A 19,849-nucleotide genomic window follows, 5' to 3' on the forward strand; every position below is an offset into this window, starting at 1 on the left:
GTAAAGATGTTGATTGAAGTATTAAAGAGTAAGTTGCATTGTGCCACTGTGACAGAGGCCAATCTCCACTATATGGGAAGCATTACCATTGATGAAGATTTGATGGATGCGGCTAATATGATAGCAGGCGAGAAGGTTCAGATTGTTAATAACAACAATGGTGAACGCTTCGAGACCTATATTATAAAAGGTGAGCGAGGTTCTGGCTGTATCTGTCTTAACGGTGCAGCAGCTCGCAAGGTTGTAGTTGGTGATGAGGTGATTATCATCTCTTATGCGCTGATGGATTTTGAAGAAGCAAAATCATTTAAGCCTTCTGTTGTCTTTCCAAAGGAAGGTAACAAGTTATAAGCAGATATTGAAAGTTATTCGTAGGTGCTTAGAACCCTCAGACCAATAAGTGTCTGACGCAGAGTCCACACTTCTATAATTACACAATCACATTTTGTTCCTCAATGTAAAGCAAAGGTGTTCTTTATTAATAAGGCAGAACTTATAATAAATCGATACTTTCGTAACTTGGAGGAGCAAATATGATTGTGTGTTTTTTATTGTTAGGCACACGATAAAAGTTTAAGCTATATCAGTATGTTGTGCATGACTTAATATACCTTATATAATATAGTCCAACAGTCTCCTTTCTCTCATAGTATAGTTTAGAGCATCTGAGGTTATGCCGTAGTACATAGAGTCCGTAAGAGGAGTCGTTCTTTCGTTTCATTCGAATGGGGGAGAAGTGAGTAAAAGAAGTTGACTCTTATGTGAAGCTTATATTTGGCATCATACAAGTATGTATAATACTGCCCTAATAATACAATTTAGTTTTAAATTCAGTTGCTGTCATTTTTAATATTTCGTATAATCCTTTGTGAACTAATTGGTTATACTACTATGAACGATGACAGGAATGACAGCAAAAATATTTTTGGTCAATTTACATTCTGTACATTTCTTATTCGAATCCAGTTCTTGTCTTATAAGAAGATAGCCTTACGTCAAGTTGGAAAGATGAGATACTAAAAAGAGAGGGTATATCATGTCGACATACCCTCCTTAATAAAATGCTATACAGTGTCAGCGACATTAGTCTGCTGATAACGGAATTATTCTATAACAACCAATGGGTCGTCCTCAAGCACAGCTTGACCGACCTTCACAGCAATAGCAGTCACCTTACCATCCTTCTCGGCTTCGATGTTGTTCTGCATCTTCATTGCCTCGAGGACAACAACAGTGTCGCCAGCTTTCACCTCCTGACCAACAGTCACCTCAATAGATGTGATGGTACCAGGCAGTGGAGCTTTAACGGCAGCAGAGCTGTTGATGGCAACAGCAGGAGCAGCCTCCTCACTTGTCTCAGCAGCAGCTGGCTTACCAAGCTCAACCTTCTTCTTCTCTGGTTCAGCAGGCTGTTCCATCTGTACTGCATACTGCTCGCCGTTGACAGTTACTTCTGCAACATTCTCGGCATTAATCTCACCAATCTCGACTTTATATTCCTTGCCGTCGATAGTATATTTGAATTCTTTCATTGTTGTCTATTATGGTTTCTTTGTCATTATCTCGAACTTAGCATCCCACATTGTCTGCTTTGGCAGAATAGTGATAAAGCCTGGTTCGTTATCGTGAACATTGTTTCCAGCATACTCATAGAGTGCCATTGCAATAGCTGCATATACGTTTTTATCCATAGTCGTGTGCCTCCTTTATTACATTGGCATACATCCATGCTTCTTAGCTGGTAAGTCTTGCTTCTTATGAGCCAACTGAGCCAAGCCACGGCAGATGCGGAAACGAGTGTTGCGTGGTTCGATAACATCGTCGATGTAGCCGAACTGAGCAGCCTGATATGGATTAGCAAATTTCTCTGAGTACTCCTCTTCCTTCTCTGCAAGGAACTGCTTAACGTCGCCACCCTGCTCCTTAACTTCCTTAGCTTCTCTACCACAGAGTACTGCCACAGCACCAGATGCACCCATAACGGCAATCTCAGCACTTGGCCAAGCAAAGTTAAGGTCAGAACGAAGCTGCTTACAACCCATAACGATATGTGAACCACCATAGCTCTTGCGCAATGTGATTGTAATCTTTGGGACTGTAGCCTCACCGTAAGCATAAAGTAACTGTGCACCGTGGAGGATTACAGCGTTATACTCCTGACCTGTTCCTGGCAAGAAACCTGGTACGTCAACGAGTGAAACAATAGGAATGTTGAATGCATCACAGAAACGAACGAAGCGCGCACCCTTACGGCTTGCATTGGTATCCAATACTCCTGCGTATGCTGATGGCTGGTTAGCAACGATACCAACACTCTGACCATTGAAGCGTGCAAAGCCTGTGATGATGTTCTTAGCAAACTTTGGCTGAACCTCGAAGAACTCTCCATTGTCGGTAACGGCCTGAATTACCTTGTACATATCGTATGCCTGGTTTGGATCGTCTGGTATAATCTCGTTTAAGAGGTCATCCTTACGGTCGATAGGGTCGGTACACTCAACACGTGGAGCTTCCTCACGGTTGTTTGAAGGAATGTAAGAGAGGAGCTTCTTGATAAGGTCCATTGCCTCTTCCTCAGTCTTAGCTGTGAAGCTTGTTACACCACTCTTTGAAGCGTGAACGCTTGCACCACCAAGGTGTTCTGCGTCGATATCCTCACCGGTAACAGTCTTTACAACCTTAGGACCAGTCAAGAACATGTAACTTGTCTGCTCCTTCATGATGATGAAGTCGGTCAGTGCTGGAGAGTAAACCGCACCACCGGCACAAGGACCAAGGATGCTTGAAATCTGTGGGATTACACCAGAAGCGAGAATGTTACGCTCGAAGATTTCACCATAGCCTGCCAAAGCAGAGATACCCTCCTGAATACGTGCGCCACCAGAGTCGTTCATACAGATGACAGGTGCACCGTTGGTCATAGCCATATCCATTACCTTGCAGATCTTCTGCGCCATTGTTTCAGAAAGCGAACCACCATTCACAGTGAAATCTTGCGCATAGAGGTAAACGAGGCGACCATCGATAGTTGCAGAACCAGCTACAACACCGTCACCGAGATACTGCTTTTTCTCCATACCGAAGTTATGACAACGATGGAGTTTGAACATATCATATTCCTCGAAGCTGCCTTTGTCAACCAGCATTTCAATACGCTCACGTGCAGTATACTTTCCGCGCTCGTGCTGCTTGTCGATGGCCTTCTGACCACCACCTAAGCGTGCTAACTCGCGCTTCTCCACGAGTGCCTTGATCTTTTCTGTTTGCTTACTCATAATTTGAATTTATTTTCTTATTTATAGCTTCTTATTATTATCTATTCGTCTTGTCAGTAGGCTCCTCTGCTACTTTCACTTATGTAATTAAGAGCCCTTCTTACAGAATCAAATGCAAAATTACTAAAAAAGGGTGAGATAGTTATCTTCACCTCTTTAAATATTGTTAAGGTATTGTATAGCTCTTTTTTATTATCGACATAAGGTAAGAAATAATCTTGTCATGTGTTGATTTAATTTTAGACAGACTCACTGGTATTTATTTAAGGATTTAATTCATGGAAAGGATCAAAAAATAAGATATAGATAAAGCCATAATTGCCTAACACAAAGTAAATTCTAGGAGACCTTTCCCCAGTTTCTCTTCTTGCTTCTCTGCTATCACATTCATATAGCCCAAAGTGATAGATAATAATGCTCTCATCTACATTAGGCATAATTTTTAGAATATTCTCTCTTACCTTCCCTGTGAATGGTGAACGATAGAAGTGATGTTCCTTTGCTTTTTTCTCTAGATTGTTTATAGTGTTAGATGATATCTCTTTCATCTTAGAGAAATATGCTTGTGTATCACTCAAAGTAAAATCTTGATGAAAATGATAATCAGTTTTACCCAAATCAATATAATCATACTTAATGACTATTGGTAAATCTTTTGATAGACGAACATCATCAGTACGAATCTTATTTTTAAAAGAATCAGGTTTGTTGATTGTTTCTAACTCTTCAGGTTGTATATCAATATCACATTCATTGAGCTTCATGGTGCTTCCGATTTCTATCGTATCTATCTTTATAAAAACTATACATTGTATCTAGACTAATACTCTTTTCTGAACGTTGAAAAGGGTTAAGACTACCACGAGCTTCTACCCATGGCTTTTCAGAATGAGTTAAAAATATAAGATCATTCTGCGATTTCGAGCCATACAACATGAATATTGAATCTAATAACTCTATTTGGTCTTTTGAGAACGATAGTTTCTCTGCCAGTTCTTGAAGAGTTTTATCGATATGAGCACTATCAGTACCAAAATCTGTTGCATCTAAATGATCACACATATTCGGTACCTTATCTTTGTATTCATAATAAATCTCTGGATATACAGGACCATTAACCCAAGCTTGTGGAGCTTGAGGAAACAATGTTTTGTCCCGACCAAAGATTACCATATTCCATGATTGAACATAATAAAGTACTTTTTGGAGCTTCAATGGACTAACTGATAAGCCTTTATTAATTAGAGATAAGCCAATGTATCTGGCTACGTCCTTAATATCGCACATACTATTTTTCTTTTATTTATTGCAAAAATACGTATTATTTTGTATCTGTGCTACTACCATATTGTTAAACTAACTAAATAATATCACAAGTATAATAAATCATTCTTAATAGTAATTTATCATGTTTGCCTTTACCAGTATGTTTAAAGTAAGGACAGACGAGAATGCATGTTCTTTCTTTGATACGCTCGGCATGAGCATTATCTAACGGGTTCAAATCACGAGTAAGCATGATAGCGGGAATTACATAGCCAAAGGAAAGGGTGTATCTGAAGAGGTCTCACGGGCGCAGGTGAAGATGATGTTTTTGCTATACCATAACGGAGTAAAGCTTGTTGTCAGAAGTCAGCAGAGGTCATAATAACCAAAGCACGGGTTGCCTACAGGGAAAGACTGATTCGTGCAGTGCAATAGTCAATGACTGCTACCTTGAATGTCTTTTGTAGTCAGATGTTCGAAAAGGAACTCTCATCACACTGGCAAACTGTTAGTTATAAACTTTCTGAATAGACCTAAAGTATATCATTTATGCTCATTCCTCATCGTACCTTAGATGATAAAAGGAGTTGCTTGTGGTCTCTTTATTCTTCACTTATCTCTTTGTTTTGTAATAAAAAATCTGAGCAAGAAAATTAGACATGCTCTTTTGACTTCTAAACAAGGCCTGTCTTGCTTGTTGAAGACGCCCTTCTTGGGGCTTACTAACGCCCTTCTTGAGCCAAGCTAAGCCTCTTCTTTGTCGCTGTTTATATCTCTTTGGATATTAGTCGGTTATGAATTTGTTGAGAGCTTACCTTCGAGAAGGATTATGAACTGGTTATCTTTTGTTTTGTCATATTATTTCATAACAAAGTAGAGTTAGTTTTCATTGTCCTTTCTGTATTTCCTCACTCAAAGTACTTGGTATGTTATAAAAACTATTCGACGGTGAAATCTCGTCTCTGCTATTATTAAAAGCTGAAAAAGGAGCTATGATTAATGGGTCATAACTCCTTCTTCAGATGTCTTATTTTTGTCTACGACGATGGTTACCAGAGAAGTTTGGATTGAAACTCTTGGGTCGCTTATCATTTTGTTTTGCCGATTTTCTGCGATTGTCCGTCGGCTTTTCTTCGCGTCCTTTACGTTTCTTGTTAGGGACGTCAGGTGTACTTCCAATCGCCTTAGGGTCGTAGACAGCACGTGGATGCTGTTTTGACGGATTATCATAGAGCTTGGCTATCAGGTCACTACGCCCAATGCGATGAAGTTCTCGTTCAATGTCACGACGTGCTTCAGGCTTATACCAGAAGAAGAATTGGCGTTGAGCAAGTTTCTCCTTTGGTGTTTTTGCTGAGAAGATAGGTTCAAGCGTATAGGGGTCGTAGCCTGTGTACCATGCTTCCGTGGAGACAGTCATAGGGGTAGGGGTGAAGTCTTGCACCTGCTCGAGGTGGAAATCGAGATCCTTCGTCAGTACTGCTAACTCGGCCATATCCTCTTCTTGACATCCAGGGTGGGAGGAAATGAAATAAGGAATAATCTGTTGTCGCATATTCTCCTCACGGTTTATGCGGTCGAAAATCCTTTTGAACGCATAAAACTGTTGAAAAGAAGGTTTTCGCATGAGGTGCAGTACTCGATCAGAGGTATGCTCTGGTGCAACCTTCAGACGGCCGCTGACATGGCGTGTTATCAGTTCGCGCGTATATTGTCTGGCAGCTTCATTACTCTTCTCATCCTTACTCTTATGAAGCAGTAAGTCGTAGCGTACACCTGAACCGATAAAGCTCTTCTTGATTTCTGGCAGCTCGTCTACAGCATGATAGATTTCAAGTAGTTTGGTGTGGTCGGTTTCGAGATTAGGACAAATCTCTGGATTGACGCAGCTTGGACGTTTGCAATGTTCGCACGCCTTCTGGTTTTTGCCCGCCATACCATACATATTTGCTGACGGACCACCAAGGTCAGAGAGGTAGCCTTTGAAGTCAGGCATCTGAACAACCTGTTTTACCTCCTTCAAGATACTCTCTTTTGAGCGGCAGCTAATAAACTTACCTTGATGAGCAGAGATAGTACAGAACGAACAACCACCAAAGCATCCACGATGAATGTTCACACTGTGCTTAATCATCTCGTATGCTGGGATTGTCTTACCACGATACTTTGGGTGTGGTTCACGTGTGTATGGGAGGTCGTAAGCCGCATCTACCTCTGCTGTTGACATCGTAGGATAGGGCGGATTGACGACAGCATAGACGTTGTCGACAGCCTGCAGAATACGTTGTGCGTGTTTCTTGTTAGACTCTTCTTCTATATGCTTGAAGTTTTCCGCTTGATATTTCTTATTATGAAGACATGCTTCATGCGAATGAAGTAGGATGTCATCCTCTTTAATCCCACCTGGGATATCATCCTCTTTGCAGAGGTAAACAGTCTGTGGAATATGCTTTAAGTCCTTGATATGAGCCCCATTCTCTAACTCTTGTGCAATGCTAACCACCTGTTTCTCGCCCATACCATAGATAATCATGTCGGCATGTGCATCGCAGAGAATACACTTACGAAGGCAATCTTTCCAATAGTCGTAGTGGGTAAGACGCCGTAGTGAAGCCTCAATGCCGCCTAAGACGATAGGAACATCGGGATAGAGCTGTCGGAGAATATTAGAGTAGACTATACTTGGATACTCTGGTCGCAAGTCGTGTCTACCATCAGGAGAGTAGGCATCTTCGGAGCGTAGACGGCGATTAGCGGTGTATTTGTTCACCATCGAGTCCATTGCGCCTGGCGAAATACCGAAATAAAGACGCGGCCGGCCTAACTTCTTAAAGTCACGGAAGTCTCCATGCCAGTCGGGTTGTGGTACGATAGCCACCTTATAGCCAGCTGCTTCAAGTGTTCTACCTATGACAGCTGCTCCAAAGGCAGGGTGATCAATATAGGCATCACCCGAGAAGAGGATAATATCTAACTGGTCCCAACCACGCAGTTCCACCTCTTTTTTAGTGGTAGGGAGGAAATCTGTTAGTTGAAATCTTGATGGTTTTAATACTTTCTCTTCTTTCTTAACAACACGCTCTCTGTTCTGTTGTTGAGTTGGTGTTGTTTTCTTATGCTGCTTAGCAGGTCTTGTATTTCCTTTTTGTGAACTCAAATGATGTTTGTTTTAATTGATTTACTTTCAGAGGAGATAAACTATCTCCTACGCATAGGGGCTTGTTATTGTATTGAACACAGATAGATAGACATCATCGTCTACTCTTCAGTGTCTTGATGAGACGAACTCCATTCTTTGTAGAGAGCAACAAGATTCTTCAGTCCGATACCCTTCATGTTTTGATTATAGATGACATCAAGACATAAGTCAAGTAAGTCTTTGTCCTTACCCGGTTCTGACTCAAGCAGACCACGTACGTTAAACTTAAGTTTGTCAAGGATGTCTTCGTCGATAATCCCATTGGAATTGACCAGTCCTGATAGGAGTGAATACTTCTTGATAGTCTCAAGATGACAGTCTGTTATCTCAATGCTTCGTGTGCCAGAAGCGTTTGCTTGAATTTTATACATAGTAATTGCGTTTTTAGATAATTCTATTTATTTCTTTAGCAAGAAGTTAACTATTCCCTTCATAATACTATTGCGGGTAGCAGCATCCTTGATACATTCAAAAGGAAAGGCGAGTGTAAACACACTGTTGTTGGTTCCTTTATAGGCTACAGCCGCTGTATGGCCATCGGCATAAGTCAATGTACTGAAGGCGTTGTCGGCAGGTTGGATGTTATCTGGCGTGTAAGCACCATAATGTTGTTCGTTGATAGTTCGATAGACATCGAACGACATACCCATACCCGTGACGATAGAGTTATAATTATCAGGGTTAGCACTGTCAAATGTAATCTTGAGGTTGTTTCTCAACCAGTCTTGTTCGTCAGTCCCTTGCATGTCTGATGCAAGATAAGAACCACTGACAAAGAGATTGCCACGGCCATTGAGATACTTTGTAAGTTGTTGACGAAGGGATGGTTTGAAGGTCTTATAATATAATAAACTATGCCCATCATCTTTCTCATTGCCAAGGAGTAAGTCTACCATAGCATATTTTGAAAGGTTTATTTCACCATTTTCAACGGCTTTACTACTACAACTAACAATGTTGTATCTACCAGCATGACGTAATGCTTCTGCATGTTCTCTTACGTAGTTGAAGTCGTTTCCTGCTATAATCTTACCAACAAGTTCCTCTCCTCCATAACCTAAGGCGTTAGGTCCTTCCTTACCAATCATAGCTTTGTTAAAGTTAGCTTGTCTTCCTGCCCATCCAGCGACAGGACCATAGCTAAGGCCTGGGTCGGCCTCAAGGTCAAACCCTTGTTCTGCGTTTGTGTTCACCACGGCAGGAGAAGAGAGGCGGTGGAAGGCATTGACAATAAGTATTGTCTGACTTGCACCATCGTTACGTAAGGCAGAAAGGGTCTCTGTTGGGAAACTCTCACCACCACGATTACAAGCCGTTACCTTAAAGTTATAGACTAAACCAGGTTGTAGCTCTATCTCAAAAGACGGGTTACGAACGTTCATACCATTGTCAAATCCGGTTGTTCCCATAGCAACATAAACGTTGTAAGAGGTAGGAGTTGCTGTAGGCTCATTGGCATCGAAGGTTGGTTTCCATTGTAGTCTAATCTTCTTAGGGGATATGTATTCAATCTTGAAATTACTTGGTGCAAGGGGTTGTACGGTATAGGTCTTACCGTGCATGTTAGCTTCATACTTCAAGATAGTCTTATAGACCGAGCGTGCAAGTGTGAATTTGAAATTAGGATCTTGCCCTAACATTATGTCAGGGAAGTTCTGATGTGAGAGTGTCTCAAGTATGGCTGATGGTACTTCAGGCAGACGAGTCTCGCTATAGTTGCGATCCCACACAGAACGAGTGGCCCAGTTCACATGGAAGGCATTGTCTATATCTCTTTTAACATTGCTAACCAACTGTTCTGCAAGTGTTTTTGAAACCTTACGTGAAAGGCCATCTCCTAATGTCTTATTCCCTTCTTGGGTTGTACAAATACCTAAGGTACCCACAAAACTATTGTCGGCTTTATATCCAGCATCGCTATGAACAGCCAAGGCAAGCTCGATAGGCACCTTCTTCCCATCTTTCTTGTCAGGGAGATAACATGAACCTCCAGCCAACCAATTCGTCATCAGTGAGCGACAATTGATGTCGTCGTTATAGTCGTTAGAGCCATTACTCTTGCTGACAACACTCCAAGGCGCACCAGCCCATTGTGTTGAGTATCTTGCTCCTTCAAGGAATCGAGGTAAGCCACTCAATGTTCCTCCACGAACAATATTACCCATACCACCACCGAAGCGTACGGCGTCAGTAGTTACTATGCCTCTATGCGAACTATGATTAGTCAGTACAACAGAGTTGTTGATACTGTTTCCTTTGTCAAACTCAAATGTTCCAAGATAAACCCATGTGCCGCCACCCATGCGCTGGTTGACGTGGAAATGAGTTTCTTGGCCTTGGTGGAATACAATATACTCCGCTGCTTCCACACTCTTCTTCTGTGTCTGGTAGCTTACATATACTGCATAACGTCCTGTTTCGGGGAAAGTAGGTTGATAGACAACGGAACTCAGCTTGCTATCACGCTTTCTTGCCTTGACCTGTCGAGCCGTACCAGCAGTAAACGGGTTCTCTCCATCGTTATAACTACCATAGTGAAGTGCAAAGCCTTTCTCGTTTGTGTTACTCCATTTCTTCTTAAGACTTTCCTCTTTATAGTTGACTCTATTGTCATTATCAACTATGATTTCATTCCTTTGCCAGTTCCTTTCACGTGGAGAGTAGACAATTGCTCCTGCATTTTCAAGCATAGGTATGAGATAAGGGAGAACTATCGTTTGTGTATAAAGATCCTCGGTAGTACCAAACAAGATAGGCCTTTGCCATCTCCATCCACCTTTCTTAGCATCATAATATCTTCCATGAGACGACCAAACAGAAAGGTGTCTGTTCTGTAAGCCATCTGTTATCTCATTTGGTCGGGATACATTCTTAACCCAAGGTGCATCTTCATAATTCGTTCTTCCCCATGACGCCTTACCTGTTTGTGCATTTGTCGTTGCAAATGACATAGCAAGAAGTGCAGTACAAAGCAATTTTATCTTCATTATCCGTCTAATTCTCCTATCGTAAACAGTTCTGGATGTTTACCCTTAAAGTCTTTGAAATACAATTTGATTTCCTTCATATCCTCCTCAATGTTGCCTGATGGTATGATTACTTTCGAACATTGAATTAGCTTCTTTTCGTAATCTAAGCCGTAAAGGTGGATGGGCAACTGCGCTTTTAAGGCTATATAATAAAAGCCTTTCTTCCATTCTGGGTTCAGACTCCTGGTACCCTCGGGCGTAATACATAGTTGAAAACTATCAGCCTTCATAGCATGTTCGGCCAGTCTGTCGGTCATACTCGTATGCTTGTCTCGCCATACAGCAATTCCACCAAGCCTACGGAAGATAGGACCCAACGGCCAAAAGAACCATTCCTTCTTCATTAGGAAATTGCTTTTCTGTTGTTCGGACCTTGCGTAGAGTTGTCCTATAAGGAAATCATAATTACTCGTATGGGGTGCAAGACAAATAATAGCTTTGTCAGGTAAAGTGTACCTAACATCTTTCTTCCACCCCATAAAACTATAAAGTAGCCACTTAGCTATAGCCTGTAACATTATGCAAGGTTATTGAGTTGGTCTACTATCTCATTGACTTCTTTACTAAACTTATCTTTCAAATCATTGAAGTAAACCTTGGCAGGCATGCCTGGTTCTACATGAGATACGCGTCTGATGTAGTTGCTATGCATTACCAATATTGACGTGAGGATTGCCTCAGTATTATCATTATCATGCTCTTCACCATAGAGGGATGCTGCGATACCCTCTGTAAACAAGTCACCACAAATATAATTGATGGTGCGTTTTAAATCTCTTTTGTTGCTCATATTAATCCTAAATAGCTATATTTATATTCATCGTTCAAAGATAAGTAAAAAATTAGAAAGGCAAGGCTTTCTTACATAAAAATAGAGTTAAAATTTTAATTTAGCGTCTTTTCCTTTCTATTATCGGATAAAAAAAGTAATTTTGCAGAGTAGATAAGGATATAACAAAGAATTATTATATTTCAAACATTAAATTAAACACATGGAAATTAGCGCATTGCAGAAGGAAAGAGCAGGCTATCAGCCAAAGTTGCCTAAGGCTCTTCAGGGTGCAGTAAAGGTGCAGGAAGGTGCTCCTACACAGAGTGTTGACAATCAGGAAGATATCAAGAAGCTATTCCCTAACACCTACGGAATGCCTCTCGTTGAGTTTGTTCCAGCTGATTCAGCTAATAATGCAAAGATCAACGTTGGTATTATCCTCTCTGGTGGTCAGGCTCCTGGTGGTCACAACGTTATTTCTGGTCTCTTTGATGAGGTTAAGAAGTTGAACCCAGAGAACCGTCTTTATGGTTTCCTCATGGGTCCTGGCGGTCTTGTTGACCACAATTATATCGAAATAACAGCCGAGAGTCTTCAGGCTTATCGCAACACTGGTGGTTTCGATATGATTGGTTCTGGTAGAACAAAGCTCGAGAAAGAGGATCAATTCGAGAAGGGTCTTGAGATTCTTCGTAAGTTAGATATCAAGGCTGTAGTAATCATTGGTGGTGATGACTCTAATACCAATGCTTGCGTATTGGCTGAGTACTATGCCGCTAAACAGTATGGCGTACAGGTTATCGGTTGTCCTAAGACTATCGACGGTGACTTGAAGAACAGTCAGATTGAGACTTCTTTCGGTTTCGATACAGCAACGAAGACTTATTCTGAGCTTATCGGTAACATCGAGCGTGACTGTAACTCTGCTCGTAAGTACTGGCACTTCATTAAGTTGATGGGCCGTTCTGCTTCTCACATTGCGCTTGAGTGTGCTTTGCAGACACAACCTAACATCTGTCTAATCTCTGAGGAGATTGAGGCAAAGGACCAGACTTTGAACGACATCGTTGAGAACATTGCTGAAGTTGTTGCTTATCGTGCAGCACAGGGAAACAATTTTGGTGTTGTATTAATCCCAGAGGGCCTTATTGAATTTGTCCCTGCTATTGGTCGTCTAATCCAGGAATTGAATGACTTGTTGGCTGCTCACGGTGCAGAATACTTGAACCTTGACAAGCAGGCACAGCGTGTATATATCCTTGAGCATCTCTCTGCAGAGAACAAGGCTACTTTCGAAACACTCCCAGAAGGTGTAGCACGTCAGCTTTCTCTTGACCGTGACCCACACGGAAACGTACAGGTGTCTCTCATTGAGACTGAGAAACTTATCTCAGAGATGGTTGCTGCGAAGCTTGATCAGTGGAAGAAGGAAGGCAAATACACAGGTAAGTTTGCTGCTCAGCACCATTTCTTTGGTTATGAGGGACGTTGCGCAGCTCCTTCTAACTTTGATGCAGACTACTGCTATGCACTCGGCTCATCTGCAGCTCAGCTGATTGCTAATGGTAAGACGGGCTATATGGCTATCGTTAAGAATACCACAGCACCTGCTGACCAGTGGAAGGCTGGTGGTGTGCCAATCACTATGATGATGAACATGGAGAGGCGTAATGGTGAAATGAAGCCTGTTATCCGTAAGGCACTGGTTGAGCTTGATGGCGCTCCATTCAAGACTTTCGCTGCTCAGCGTGATAAGTGGGCTAAGGAAACATGCTATGTTTATCCAGGTCCTATCCAGTACTGGGGTCCTTCTTCAGTATGTGATTTGACTACTAAGACGCTTGAATTAGAGCAGGCTAAGTAATAGTATATTCATAAAGGAGAAATAGGGGATAATTGTGTCCTCTGTTTCTTCTTTTGTTTTTTACTATTGTCTGTTCTTATACAATACACTTATTTCAAGTGTTTAGTTATTAAGGTTTAGTCATACCTTTGGTTTTCAATCTATTATTATCGTGTTAATACAAGTCATCAATCGTATGATTACGACTGTAATCCATGCTTAATTGTTGGCTTCCTCATTGTTTATTAAATTAAAAGAAACGGTATTCTTTCAGCATATTCAGCTGCTTTACTAATTTATTTTCATGAAAAGAAATAATTTTCTTCACGATAAAAAATATTTTTCTTCACGACAAGAAATATTTTTTTTCATGAAAAGAATTTGTGAAAGTAACCGTCTAATGCAAGATAAAGTAGAATTCTAAATTATCAATCAGTAAGAACATGTTTATTTCCAAAGTGCTTCATTCATTGAGAAAGACCTGGAGTCAGATGCCAGGTTGGATGAGATGGGCTGTAGGATTGTGTCTTGCTGCAGGATATAGTTTCTTGTTTTATTTCCTATTTGTCGCACCTACTGGTTTTAGATGGCGTGCTATTTATGGTGACCCTGATTATCCTGAGGGTTACACGATATATGGTATTGATGTGAGTCGTTATCAAGGTACGATTAATTGGAACCGTCTTAGGAATGCAATGATAGACCGTTTACCCATACGGTTCATCATAATTAAGTCAACAGAGGGCGACAGTCATGTTGACATGAAGTTTAGGGATAATTTCTATAATGCAAAGGAGTCGGGCTTTATACGTGGCGCTTATCATTTCTGGAGTAATAATTCTTCTGCGCGCAGACAAGCTTATTTCTTCTTGGCTATGGTTCATCTTGAGCCAGGAGATTTGCCTCCTGTACTTGATGTTGAGCACAAACCAAAGAATATTAGTACGGAAGAGTTCCAACAGAACATTCTTACATGGTTGCATATAGTAGAAGATAGGTATCATGTGAAGCCTATCATCTACACCTATTATAAGTTTAAGGACCAATATCTCTCAGATTCTCGCTTTGATGACTACCCTTATTGGATAGCTCACTACTATGTTCATCAGATGGAGTATCAGGGGAATTGGAAATTCTGGCAGCATACCGATGCTGGGAAACTGCCAGGTATTAAGGGATACGTAGACTTAAACATCTACAATGGTAGCTTCTATGACTTGCAGCAACTACTTATACAAGAAGATGTTACTGACGTTCAAGAAGTAAGCAGCACCAGTCATGATTCAATAAACGTTGACTCTCTTTCAGACCGAGATCGTTAGCTTTCTGAAGGATAGCTTCTGCGTCCTGCTCATAAAATCCACTCAGAATAATCTTTGAATCAGTTGTCATAACACTGACAAACTCGTCTATGTCTTCAAGGATAATATTACGGTTGATGTTTGCTAAGATAACATCAAAGACTCCACTCACGTGAGAGAGGACTCGCTTGTCGCCTTCAAGCACATCTAACTCTACACCATTTAGTTCGGCATTATGCTCGGCATTGCGCATACTCCACTCATCAATGTCATAGCTTACAACTTCCTTTGCACCGCACTTTGCGGCCACAATACCTAAGATACCCGTACCGCAGCCACAATCGAGAACTCTCTTGTCCTTCAGGTCTTGGTTTAGTAACAAGGAAACAATCATCTGTGTCGTCTCATGTGTACCTGTGCCAAATGCTTGTTGTGCGTCAATAAGTATTTTCATTGGGATAGTCTCAAGCTGGGGATAGTTCGCAATAGCTTCCTCTTCCATATTCTTACAGACAATAGCACAGCGATTGTCAATGATAATAGGCTCAAAGCCAGCTTTTTCCCATTCCTCATTCCAGTTCTTATCCTCGGCTTGATTAGCCGTAAAAGTAACTGTTACGTCTGGTAGAGGTAGGTTATGTAGGGTCTCAGTGAGTGTATCTTCGTTGAAAAGGTCTTCTTGGCAGTAGCCAACGAGTCCGTCAGGCTCGTCCGTAAAGGAGTCGAATCCTATTTCACCTGTAAGGGCTGCAATAATGTCTCTTACGTCCTGAGAATCAGGTTCTGCCGTAAACTTTACTTGTATATATTTCATCTTGGTGTTAAATTTCTACTGCAAAATTATAAAAAATAGGGAAAAACCTACCATGGATTAGGGAAAATCCGTATATTTGCAAGTAAAGTTGTCTTATTTTTGCACTATCGAAATAGTGTACATACATTATTATTGGTGTTAAAGAATAGTTAGTAATTAAATATAGGGTATATGAAACGATTAGTTTTTCTTTCGGTTTTGTTTGGAGCTATGCCATTACTTTCAATGGCACAAGATGACCTTTATTTTACCCCGTCAAAGGCAGAGCAGTCTGCTTATCAACAGAATAAGATAGAGGAAGATCGTCCTGTCTATTATAGTGGCATTGGTAAGTCTAATGACGAATACAATCGTCGTGGTAAGTATAACTATAAGAAGATAGGTGTTGACTCTTTGGGTAATGATATTTTTATGTCACGTGTTTCTACGCTGCATGGCGACTCTGTAGTGTTAGATACTATCTATGGAGGTTTTACTCGTCAGTACGAAAGTGATAACGATGACTTTGCCTATAGTAGAAGAATGAGTCGTTTCGATGGCTTCTGGGGTGGTTATTATGACCCTTGGTATGCTGGTCGTTCTTCATTCTATGTAGGATGGGGATGGCGTTCACCTTATTACAGTGGATGGTATGACACTTGGGACGATCCATGGTATTATGGTTATTATGGTGGTTATCCTTATTATAGTTATTACGGTGGCTATCCATATTATGGCTACTACGGCGGTTATCCATACTATTACGGTTATGCTGGTTATGGTTGGTACAGTCCTTGGAGCAGATATTATGGCTATTATGGTGGCTATCCTTACTATGGTTACGGAAGGAGTGGCTACTATGCTTACAATGGACACACTGGTACTGCCAATCACTGGGGTAGTTCTCAAAGGGACTTTGGCTCTCAGGCAAGAAGTAATGTCTATAGTAATGGACAATCTACATACTCAAATCGTCGTGGTAATGTGAACCAGTATGGTAATACAGCAGCTCCACGTAATGATATGAGCAATTATTATGACCGCTTTGGTGGTGCACGTCAGAATGGTTATCAGAATCAGACACGTAGCTATTCTCAGCCAGAACGTTCAACATTCTCACAGCCTTCACCAAGCTCATTTGGTGGTGCAAGAAGTGGTGGTGGTAGCTTCGGCGGTTCATATTCAGGTGGTGGAGGCAGCAGCTCTGGTGGCTCACGCAGTGCCTTCGGTAGTCATAGATAGTATTTTGGATAATGAATGTTTAATTAATAAAGCATATCAGATATGAAGAGTAAATATATTTTCTTCGCAGTATCGTTGTTTGCTGCTTTGTCAGCAAACGCACAAGAGACATACGAGAATGCTAAGTTAGCAGGCGAGGACTTGAATGGTACTGCACGCTATGTTGGTATGGGTGGAGCTATGGAAGCTTTGGGTGCTGATATTTCTACTATTGGTACTAACCCAGCTGGTATCGGTCTGTTCCGTCATAGCAATGTTAGTATCAGTGGTGGACTACTTATGCAGTCTGATGGTAAGGACTTCTCTAACGGCAAAAAGACTAATCTGAGCTTCGACCAGATAGGTGGTGTTTATTCTACTCGTACTGGACAGAAATCGTTCATTAACTTTGGTTTCAACTATCATAAGGGTAAGAACTTTGATTATATCCTCAATGCTGCTAACTCATTGGACGGAAGTTCACAGAATAAGCAGTCATATATTAAGGGTATGCTTGCTAATGAGAATTCTGGTGGATTCTTTGTTGGTAAAGATAAGAATGGTCAGAATGTTGGTTATGTAGACGCTACGTCACCAAATGTGGCATATACTTGGAGTCAGATTGATTACCTCTATTGGAATAATCTTATCCCTGATAAAAATACAGGAAGGCTTAACTATGAGTCGGCTTCGGGTTATAATCTTGCTCGTGCAAACACTGGTTATATTGGTAATTATGACTTTGCTGTGAGCGGGAACTTCAATGACAGGGTTTATCTTGGTCTGACATTCGGTATGAAGGATGTTAATTATAAGGGATATAGCGAGTATCGTGAGAACTTCAGCAATGCTGGTGGTGTACTTGTCCGAGATGAGAGAAAGATTACAGGTTCAGGTTTTGATATCACTGCTGGTGTAATTGTTCGTCCTGTAGCTGAGTCCCCTTTCAGAATTGGTGCATACGTGAAGACTCCTACTTGGTATGACTTGACGACATCAAATAATACTCGTCTTGTTTATTCCCCAAGTACAACGAGTGTGCGAAGCACGGATTCATCTATTAGTAATTCATACGATTTCAAGATGTGGACACCATGGAAGTTTGGTCTTTCTCTTGGTCATACTATTGGCAATTACCTTGCTTTAGGTGCAACTTACGAGTATGAGAACTTTAGTAATATAAACAGTAGAGTCAACGATGGTGGATACTATGATTATTACTATGGTCAGTACTACGAGTCATCAACTGCTGACAAGAATATGAATGCACACACTAAGGAGGTTCTGAAAGGTGTAAGTACTTTGAAGTTAGGTGTCGAGTACAAACCAGTAAGCAATGTTGCTTTGCGTATGGGTTATAACTATGTTAGTGCAATGTACGATAAGGATGCTCAGAAAGACCCAGGTATTGCTTCTTTAGGTACAGCCTATGCTTCTGCAACAGACTACACTAATTGGAGTGCAATCAACCGCTTCACATTAGGTGTTGGCTATCAAGTTAAGAATTTCAATATTGACTTGGCTTACCAGTATAGTGCACAGAATGGCTCTTTTGCACCATTCTCTAATATTAGGAACATATCTATACCGTCTGGTACGACAACTGTAACAGAGTCTAACGTGGCTACAACTACTGATGTTAAGAATAACAGAAGTCAGTTACTACTCACAGTTGGCTATCGCTTCTAAGGAACTTATATATAGATATAAAGCATAAAAGGTAAAGGAGTTTTCTCTCTTTTACCTTTTTTGTTGCTCTTGTCATAATTGATCTTTGTTGGATGGTCTAATAACGATAATAATAGACTTATCCGATGTCTCAAGTGATTAAGTAGCTTAATTCGTCTAAACTTAATTTCCTGTCATTGTTGTCATTCTTCGTAGACACTTAACTTATTAATTTATAGCATACTAACATCAAATGTTAAAAATGACAGCAAATGAATTTAAAACTTTATTTATATAATAGAGGTTATAGTCTCTCTCTTTTTAGAGCCATTTTTATGGCATGTGTAGAAATGTCACTTTGTATTCCTACTAAACCTTGATAGGCGTGTGAAAGATGTATAATTGCTCTTTAGTCAATCACTCTATTTCAAGGTTAATAACCCCTTGACTATCTTTCAAAGCTTTCCGACTTCTGATAGAACTTCTGCTACATCATCAGGTGTATTGAACATGATGCCTTCTTCTAACTCCTCGTCTGACAGTTGAGCGAGTAGTTCCTTTGCAGTTGCTTCATCAAAACGTGGTTCTCCCTTACTATTGGTTTTGGCAAGTAGGGAGGTTAGAATCTGTTGACGATATTCTTCTATTGACATAATTAATTTGACTTTTACATTTATAATAAGGTGTCACTATTGATTAAGACTTTAGGATAAAGTGTGGATGGTCTTCATCTCCATAATCTTTATGATAGGTGAAACCATCATACTCAAAGGTGAGGAGCTCGTCAGGCGAGTCCAGTTGATTACGGAGGATGTAACTTGTCATTGCACCACGGCAACTCTTTGCATACACACTGACAGCCTTTAGGCGACTTCCTTGGTCAACCATAAAGAGTGGCTGAATAATGCGTACCTCTTTTTGTAAACGTTTCCAATCGAAGAGGTGTTGGAACTCTTCTGTGGCTAAATGTACTAAGATACCATCGTCAGCATGCACTGCTTCTATGAGGAGGTCTGTGAGGAGTGGTTTCCAATATGCAAACATATTCTTGCCTTCAGCCGATGGTAGCTTTGCTTTCCCTTCCAGACGATAAGGATGGATAAGGTCTAATGGACGTAAGAGGCCATAGAGAAAACTTGTTATCCAGAGATGTTTGTCTGCATAGCTGAAGTCTTCTTGACTGTACTCATGTGCTTTAAGACATTTATATGCTTGTCCGTAATAGGCGAGGAGAGCAGGGAGAAAGGCTTCTTCATTGAAGAAATCTTGATAGCGTAGCTTGTTTTCAAGTGCTATCTTAGCGTTACATGGAATCGTTTGGGCAAGTTCTTCTACAGAAAGGCTGCTTAGCTCTAACGCCATCTGCCCCGCTTCTTTATGGAAACGAGGCAGATGAGTGTTAGGAGTTGGTACCGTTGTGGTACTGTTCATTATTTTAGCGGATGCTAATAGTATCTGCATTTTATTGAAAACTTAGGATTA

At 40.8% G+C, this 19,849-nt stretch carries 18 protein-coding genes; 5 read left to right on the forward strand and 13 right to left on the reverse strand.

The window, feature by feature from the left end; genetic code table 11:
- Positions 1–6 precede the first annotated feature (6 nt).
- A complete protein-coding gene (gene panD, locus AXF23_RS04495) occupies positions 7–351 on the forward strand; it encodes an aspartate 1-decarboxylase (RefSeq protein WP_009010581.1) in 345 nt (114 codons plus the stop codon).
- Positions 352–1,103: 752 nt separating this feature from the next.
- Here panD and AXF23_RS04500 read toward each other — a convergent pair.
- The 10 genes from AXF23_RS04500 to AXF23_RS04540 all read right to left on the reverse strand — a co-directional run bounded on the left by AXF23_RS04500 (position 1,104) and on the right by AXF23_RS04540 (position 11,559).
- Positions 1,104–1,532 carry a biotin/lipoyl-containing protein gene (locus AXF23_RS04500; protein WP_107624449.1) on the reverse strand — a complete coding sequence of 143 codons (429 nt, stop codon included), beginning with the start codon at positions 1,530–1,532 and terminating at the stop codon, positions 1,104–1,106.
- A 9-nt stretch (positions 1,533–1,541) separates the two neighbouring features.
- Positions 1,542–1,691 carry a hypothetical protein gene (locus AXF23_RS16065; RefSeq protein WP_009010583.1) on the reverse strand — a complete coding sequence of 50 codons (150 nt, stop codon included), beginning with the start codon at positions 1,689–1,691 and terminating at the stop codon, positions 1,542–1,544.
- Positions 1,692–1,709: 18 nt separating this feature from the next.
- Positions 1,710–3,275 (reverse strand): acyl-CoA carboxylase subunit beta, encoded by a 1,566-nt coding sequence (locus AXF23_RS04505; protein ID WP_107624450.1) that lies wholly within the window; start codon positions 3,273–3,275, stop codon positions 1,710–1,712.
- 263 nt (positions 3,276–3,538) lie between these two features.
- The gene (locus AXF23_RS04510) at positions 3,539–4,039 is read right to left on the reverse strand and encodes a hypothetical protein (RefSeq protein WP_107624451.1); all 501 of its coding nucleotides are present in this window, start codon (positions 4,037–4,039) and stop codon (positions 3,539–3,541) included.
- On the reverse strand, positions 4,026–4,562 hold the full coding sequence (locus AXF23_RS04515) for a Panacea domain-containing protein (protein WP_107624452.1): 537 nt from the start codon (positions 4,560–4,562) through the stop codon (positions 4,026–4,028). The genes AXF23_RS04510 and AXF23_RS04515 overlap by 14 nt, the downstream gene beginning before the upstream one ends.
- A gap of 1,006 nt (positions 4,563–5,568) precedes the next feature.
- On the reverse strand, positions 5,569–7,698 hold the full coding sequence (locus AXF23_RS04520; protein ID WP_107624453.1) for a YgiQ family radical SAM protein: 2,130 nt from the start codon (positions 7,696–7,698) through the stop codon (positions 5,569–5,571).
- Between the two features lie 101 nt (positions 7,699–7,799).
- Positions 7,800–8,111, reverse strand: a complete 312-nt coding sequence (locus AXF23_RS04525; RefSeq protein ID WP_107624454.1) for a hypothetical protein — start codon at positions 8,109–8,111, stop codon at positions 7,800–7,802.
- A gap of 27 nt (positions 8,112–8,138) precedes the next feature.
- Positions 8,139–10,727 carry a golvesin C-terminal-like domain-containing protein gene (locus tag AXF23_RS04530; protein WP_107624455.1) on the reverse strand — a complete coding sequence of 863 codons (2,589 nt, stop codon included), beginning with the start codon at positions 10,725–10,727 and terminating at the stop codon, positions 8,139–8,141.
- Positions 10,727–11,287 (reverse strand): 1-acyl-sn-glycerol-3-phosphate acyltransferase, encoded by a 561-nt coding sequence (locus AXF23_RS04535; protein ID WP_107624456.1) that lies wholly within the window; start codon positions 11,285–11,287, stop codon positions 10,727–10,729. Before AXF23_RS04535 ends, AXF23_RS04530 begins: the two co-directional genes overlap by 1 nt.
- On the reverse strand, positions 11,287–11,559 hold the full coding sequence (locus tag AXF23_RS04540; RefSeq protein ID WP_009010590.1) for a hypothetical protein: 273 nt from the start codon (positions 11,557–11,559) through the stop codon (positions 11,287–11,289). Before AXF23_RS04540 ends, AXF23_RS04535 begins: the two co-directional genes overlap by 1 nt.
- Before the next feature lie 202 nt (positions 11,560–11,761).
- Here AXF23_RS04540 and AXF23_RS04545 point away from each other — a divergent pair, with 202 nt between their 5' ends.
- Both AXF23_RS04545 and AXF23_RS04550 read left to right on the forward strand, forming a co-directional pair.
- Positions 11,762–13,405, forward strand: a complete 1,644-nt coding sequence (locus AXF23_RS04545; protein WP_009010591.1) for a diphosphate--fructose-6-phosphate 1-phosphotransferase — start codon at positions 11,762–11,764, stop codon at positions 13,403–13,405.
- Between the two features lie 482 nt (positions 13,406–13,887).
- Positions 13,888–14,706, forward strand: a complete 819-nt coding sequence (locus tag AXF23_RS04550) for a glycoside hydrolase family 25 protein (protein WP_233251324.1) — start codon at positions 13,888–13,890, stop codon at positions 14,704–14,706.
- On the opposite strand, the gene prmA is transcribed toward AXF23_RS04550, so the two are convergent.
- Positions 14,630–15,499 (reverse strand): 50S ribosomal protein L11 methyltransferase, encoded by an 870-nt coding sequence (gene prmA, locus AXF23_RS04555; protein WP_107624458.1) that lies wholly within the window; start codon positions 15,497–15,499, stop codon positions 14,630–14,632. The two genes, AXF23_RS04550 and prmA, sit on opposite strands and share 77 nt — an antisense overlap.
- 171 nt (positions 15,500–15,670) lie before the next feature.
- Between prmA and AXF23_RS04560 the strand changes: the two genes are divergently transcribed.
- Positions 15,671–16,720: a hypothetical protein gene (locus AXF23_RS04560; protein ID WP_089366819.1), complete on the forward strand. Its 1,050-nt coding sequence runs from the start codon at positions 15,671–15,673 to the stop codon at positions 16,718–16,720.
- A 42-nt stretch (positions 16,721–16,762) separates the two neighbouring features.
- Positions 16,763–18,388, forward strand: coding sequence for an OmpP1/FadL family transporter (locus tag AXF23_RS04565; protein ID WP_107624459.1), 1,626 nt, complete (start codon positions 16,763–16,765; stop codon positions 18,386–18,388).
- 434 nt (positions 18,389–18,822) lie between these two features.
- On the opposite strand, the gene AXF23_RS04570 is transcribed toward AXF23_RS04565, so the two are convergent.
- Positions 18,823–19,020 carry a hypothetical protein gene (locus AXF23_RS04570; protein ID WP_107624460.1) on the reverse strand — a complete coding sequence of 66 codons (198 nt, stop codon included), beginning with the start codon at positions 19,018–19,020 and terminating at the stop codon, positions 18,823–18,825.
- Between the two features lie 43 nt (positions 19,021–19,063).
- On the reverse strand, positions 19,064–19,828 hold the full coding sequence (locus AXF23_RS04575; RefSeq protein WP_107624461.1) for a YaaA family protein: 765 nt from the start codon (positions 19,826–19,828) through the stop codon (positions 19,064–19,066).
- Between the last annotated feature and the right edge of the window lie 21 nt (positions 19,829–19,849).

The sequence above is a fragment of the Prevotella sp. oral taxon 313 genome, from assembly GCF_003043935.1.
Lineage (GTDB): Bacteria > Bacteroidota > Bacteroidia > Bacteroidales > Bacteroidaceae > Prevotella > Prevotella jejuni.

Excerpts from the sequence above, each read along its gene's own strand:
- panD (WP_009010581.1), top strand. The coding sequence starts at position 7 with ATGTTGATTGAAGTATTAAAGAGTAAGTTGCATTGTGCCACTGTGACA.
- AXF23_RS04500 (WP_107624449.1), bottom strand. The coding sequence starts at position 1,532 with ATGAAAGAATTCAAATATACTATCGACGGCAAGGAATATAAAGTCGAG.
- AXF23_RS16065 (WP_009010583.1), bottom strand. The coding sequence starts at position 1,691 with ATGGATAAAAACGTATATGCAGCTATTGCAATGGCACTCTATGAGTAT.
- AXF23_RS04505 (WP_107624450.1), bottom strand. The coding sequence starts at position 3,275 with ATGAGTAAGCAAACAGAAAAGATCAAGGCACTCGTGGAGAAGCGCGAG.
- AXF23_RS04510 (WP_107624451.1), bottom strand. The coding sequence starts at position 4,039 with ATGAAGCTCAATGAATGTGATATTGATATACAACCTGAAGAGTTAGAA.
- AXF23_RS04515 (WP_107624452.1), bottom strand. The coding sequence starts at position 4,562 with ATGTGCGATATTAAGGACGTAGCCAGATACATTGGCTTATCTCTAATT.
- AXF23_RS04525 (WP_107624454.1), bottom strand. The coding sequence starts at position 8,111 with ATGTATAAAATTCAAGCAAACGCTTCTGGCACACGAAGCATTGAGATA.
- AXF23_RS04530 (WP_107624455.1), bottom strand. The coding sequence starts at position 10,727 with ATGAAGATAAAATTGCTTTGTACTGCACTTCTTGCTATGTCATTTGCA.
- AXF23_RS04535 (WP_107624456.1), bottom strand. The coding sequence starts at position 11,287 with ATGTTACAGGCTATAGCTAAGTGGCTACTTTATAGTTTTATGGGGTGG.
- AXF23_RS04540 (WP_009010590.1), bottom strand. The coding sequence starts at position 11,559 with ATGAGCAACAAAAGAGATTTAAAACGCACCATCAATTATATTTGTGGT.
- AXF23_RS04545 (WP_009010591.1), top strand. The coding sequence starts at position 11,762 with ATGGAAATTAGCGCATTGCAGAAGGAAAGAGCAGGCTATCAGCCAAAG.
- AXF23_RS04550 (WP_233251324.1), top strand. The coding sequence starts at position 13,888 with ATGAGATGGGCTGTAGGATTGTGTCTTGCTGCAGGATATAGTTTCTTG.
- prmA (WP_107624458.1), bottom strand. The coding sequence starts at position 15,499 with ATGAAATATATACAAGTAAAGTTTACGGCAGAACCTGATTCTCAGGAC.
- AXF23_RS04560 (WP_089366819.1), top strand. The coding sequence starts at position 15,671 with ATGAAACGATTAGTTTTTCTTTCGGTTTTGTTTGGAGCTATGCCATTA.
- AXF23_RS04565 (WP_107624459.1), top strand. The coding sequence starts at position 16,763 with ATGAAGAGTAAATATATTTTCTTCGCAGTATCGTTGTTTGCTGCTTTG.
- AXF23_RS04570 (WP_107624460.1), bottom strand. The coding sequence starts at position 19,020 with ATGTCAATAGAAGAATATCGTCAACAGATTCTAACCTCCCTACTTGCC.
- AXF23_RS04575 (WP_107624461.1), bottom strand. The coding sequence starts at position 19,828 with ATGCAGATACTATTAGCATCCGCTAAAATAATGAACAGTACCACAACG.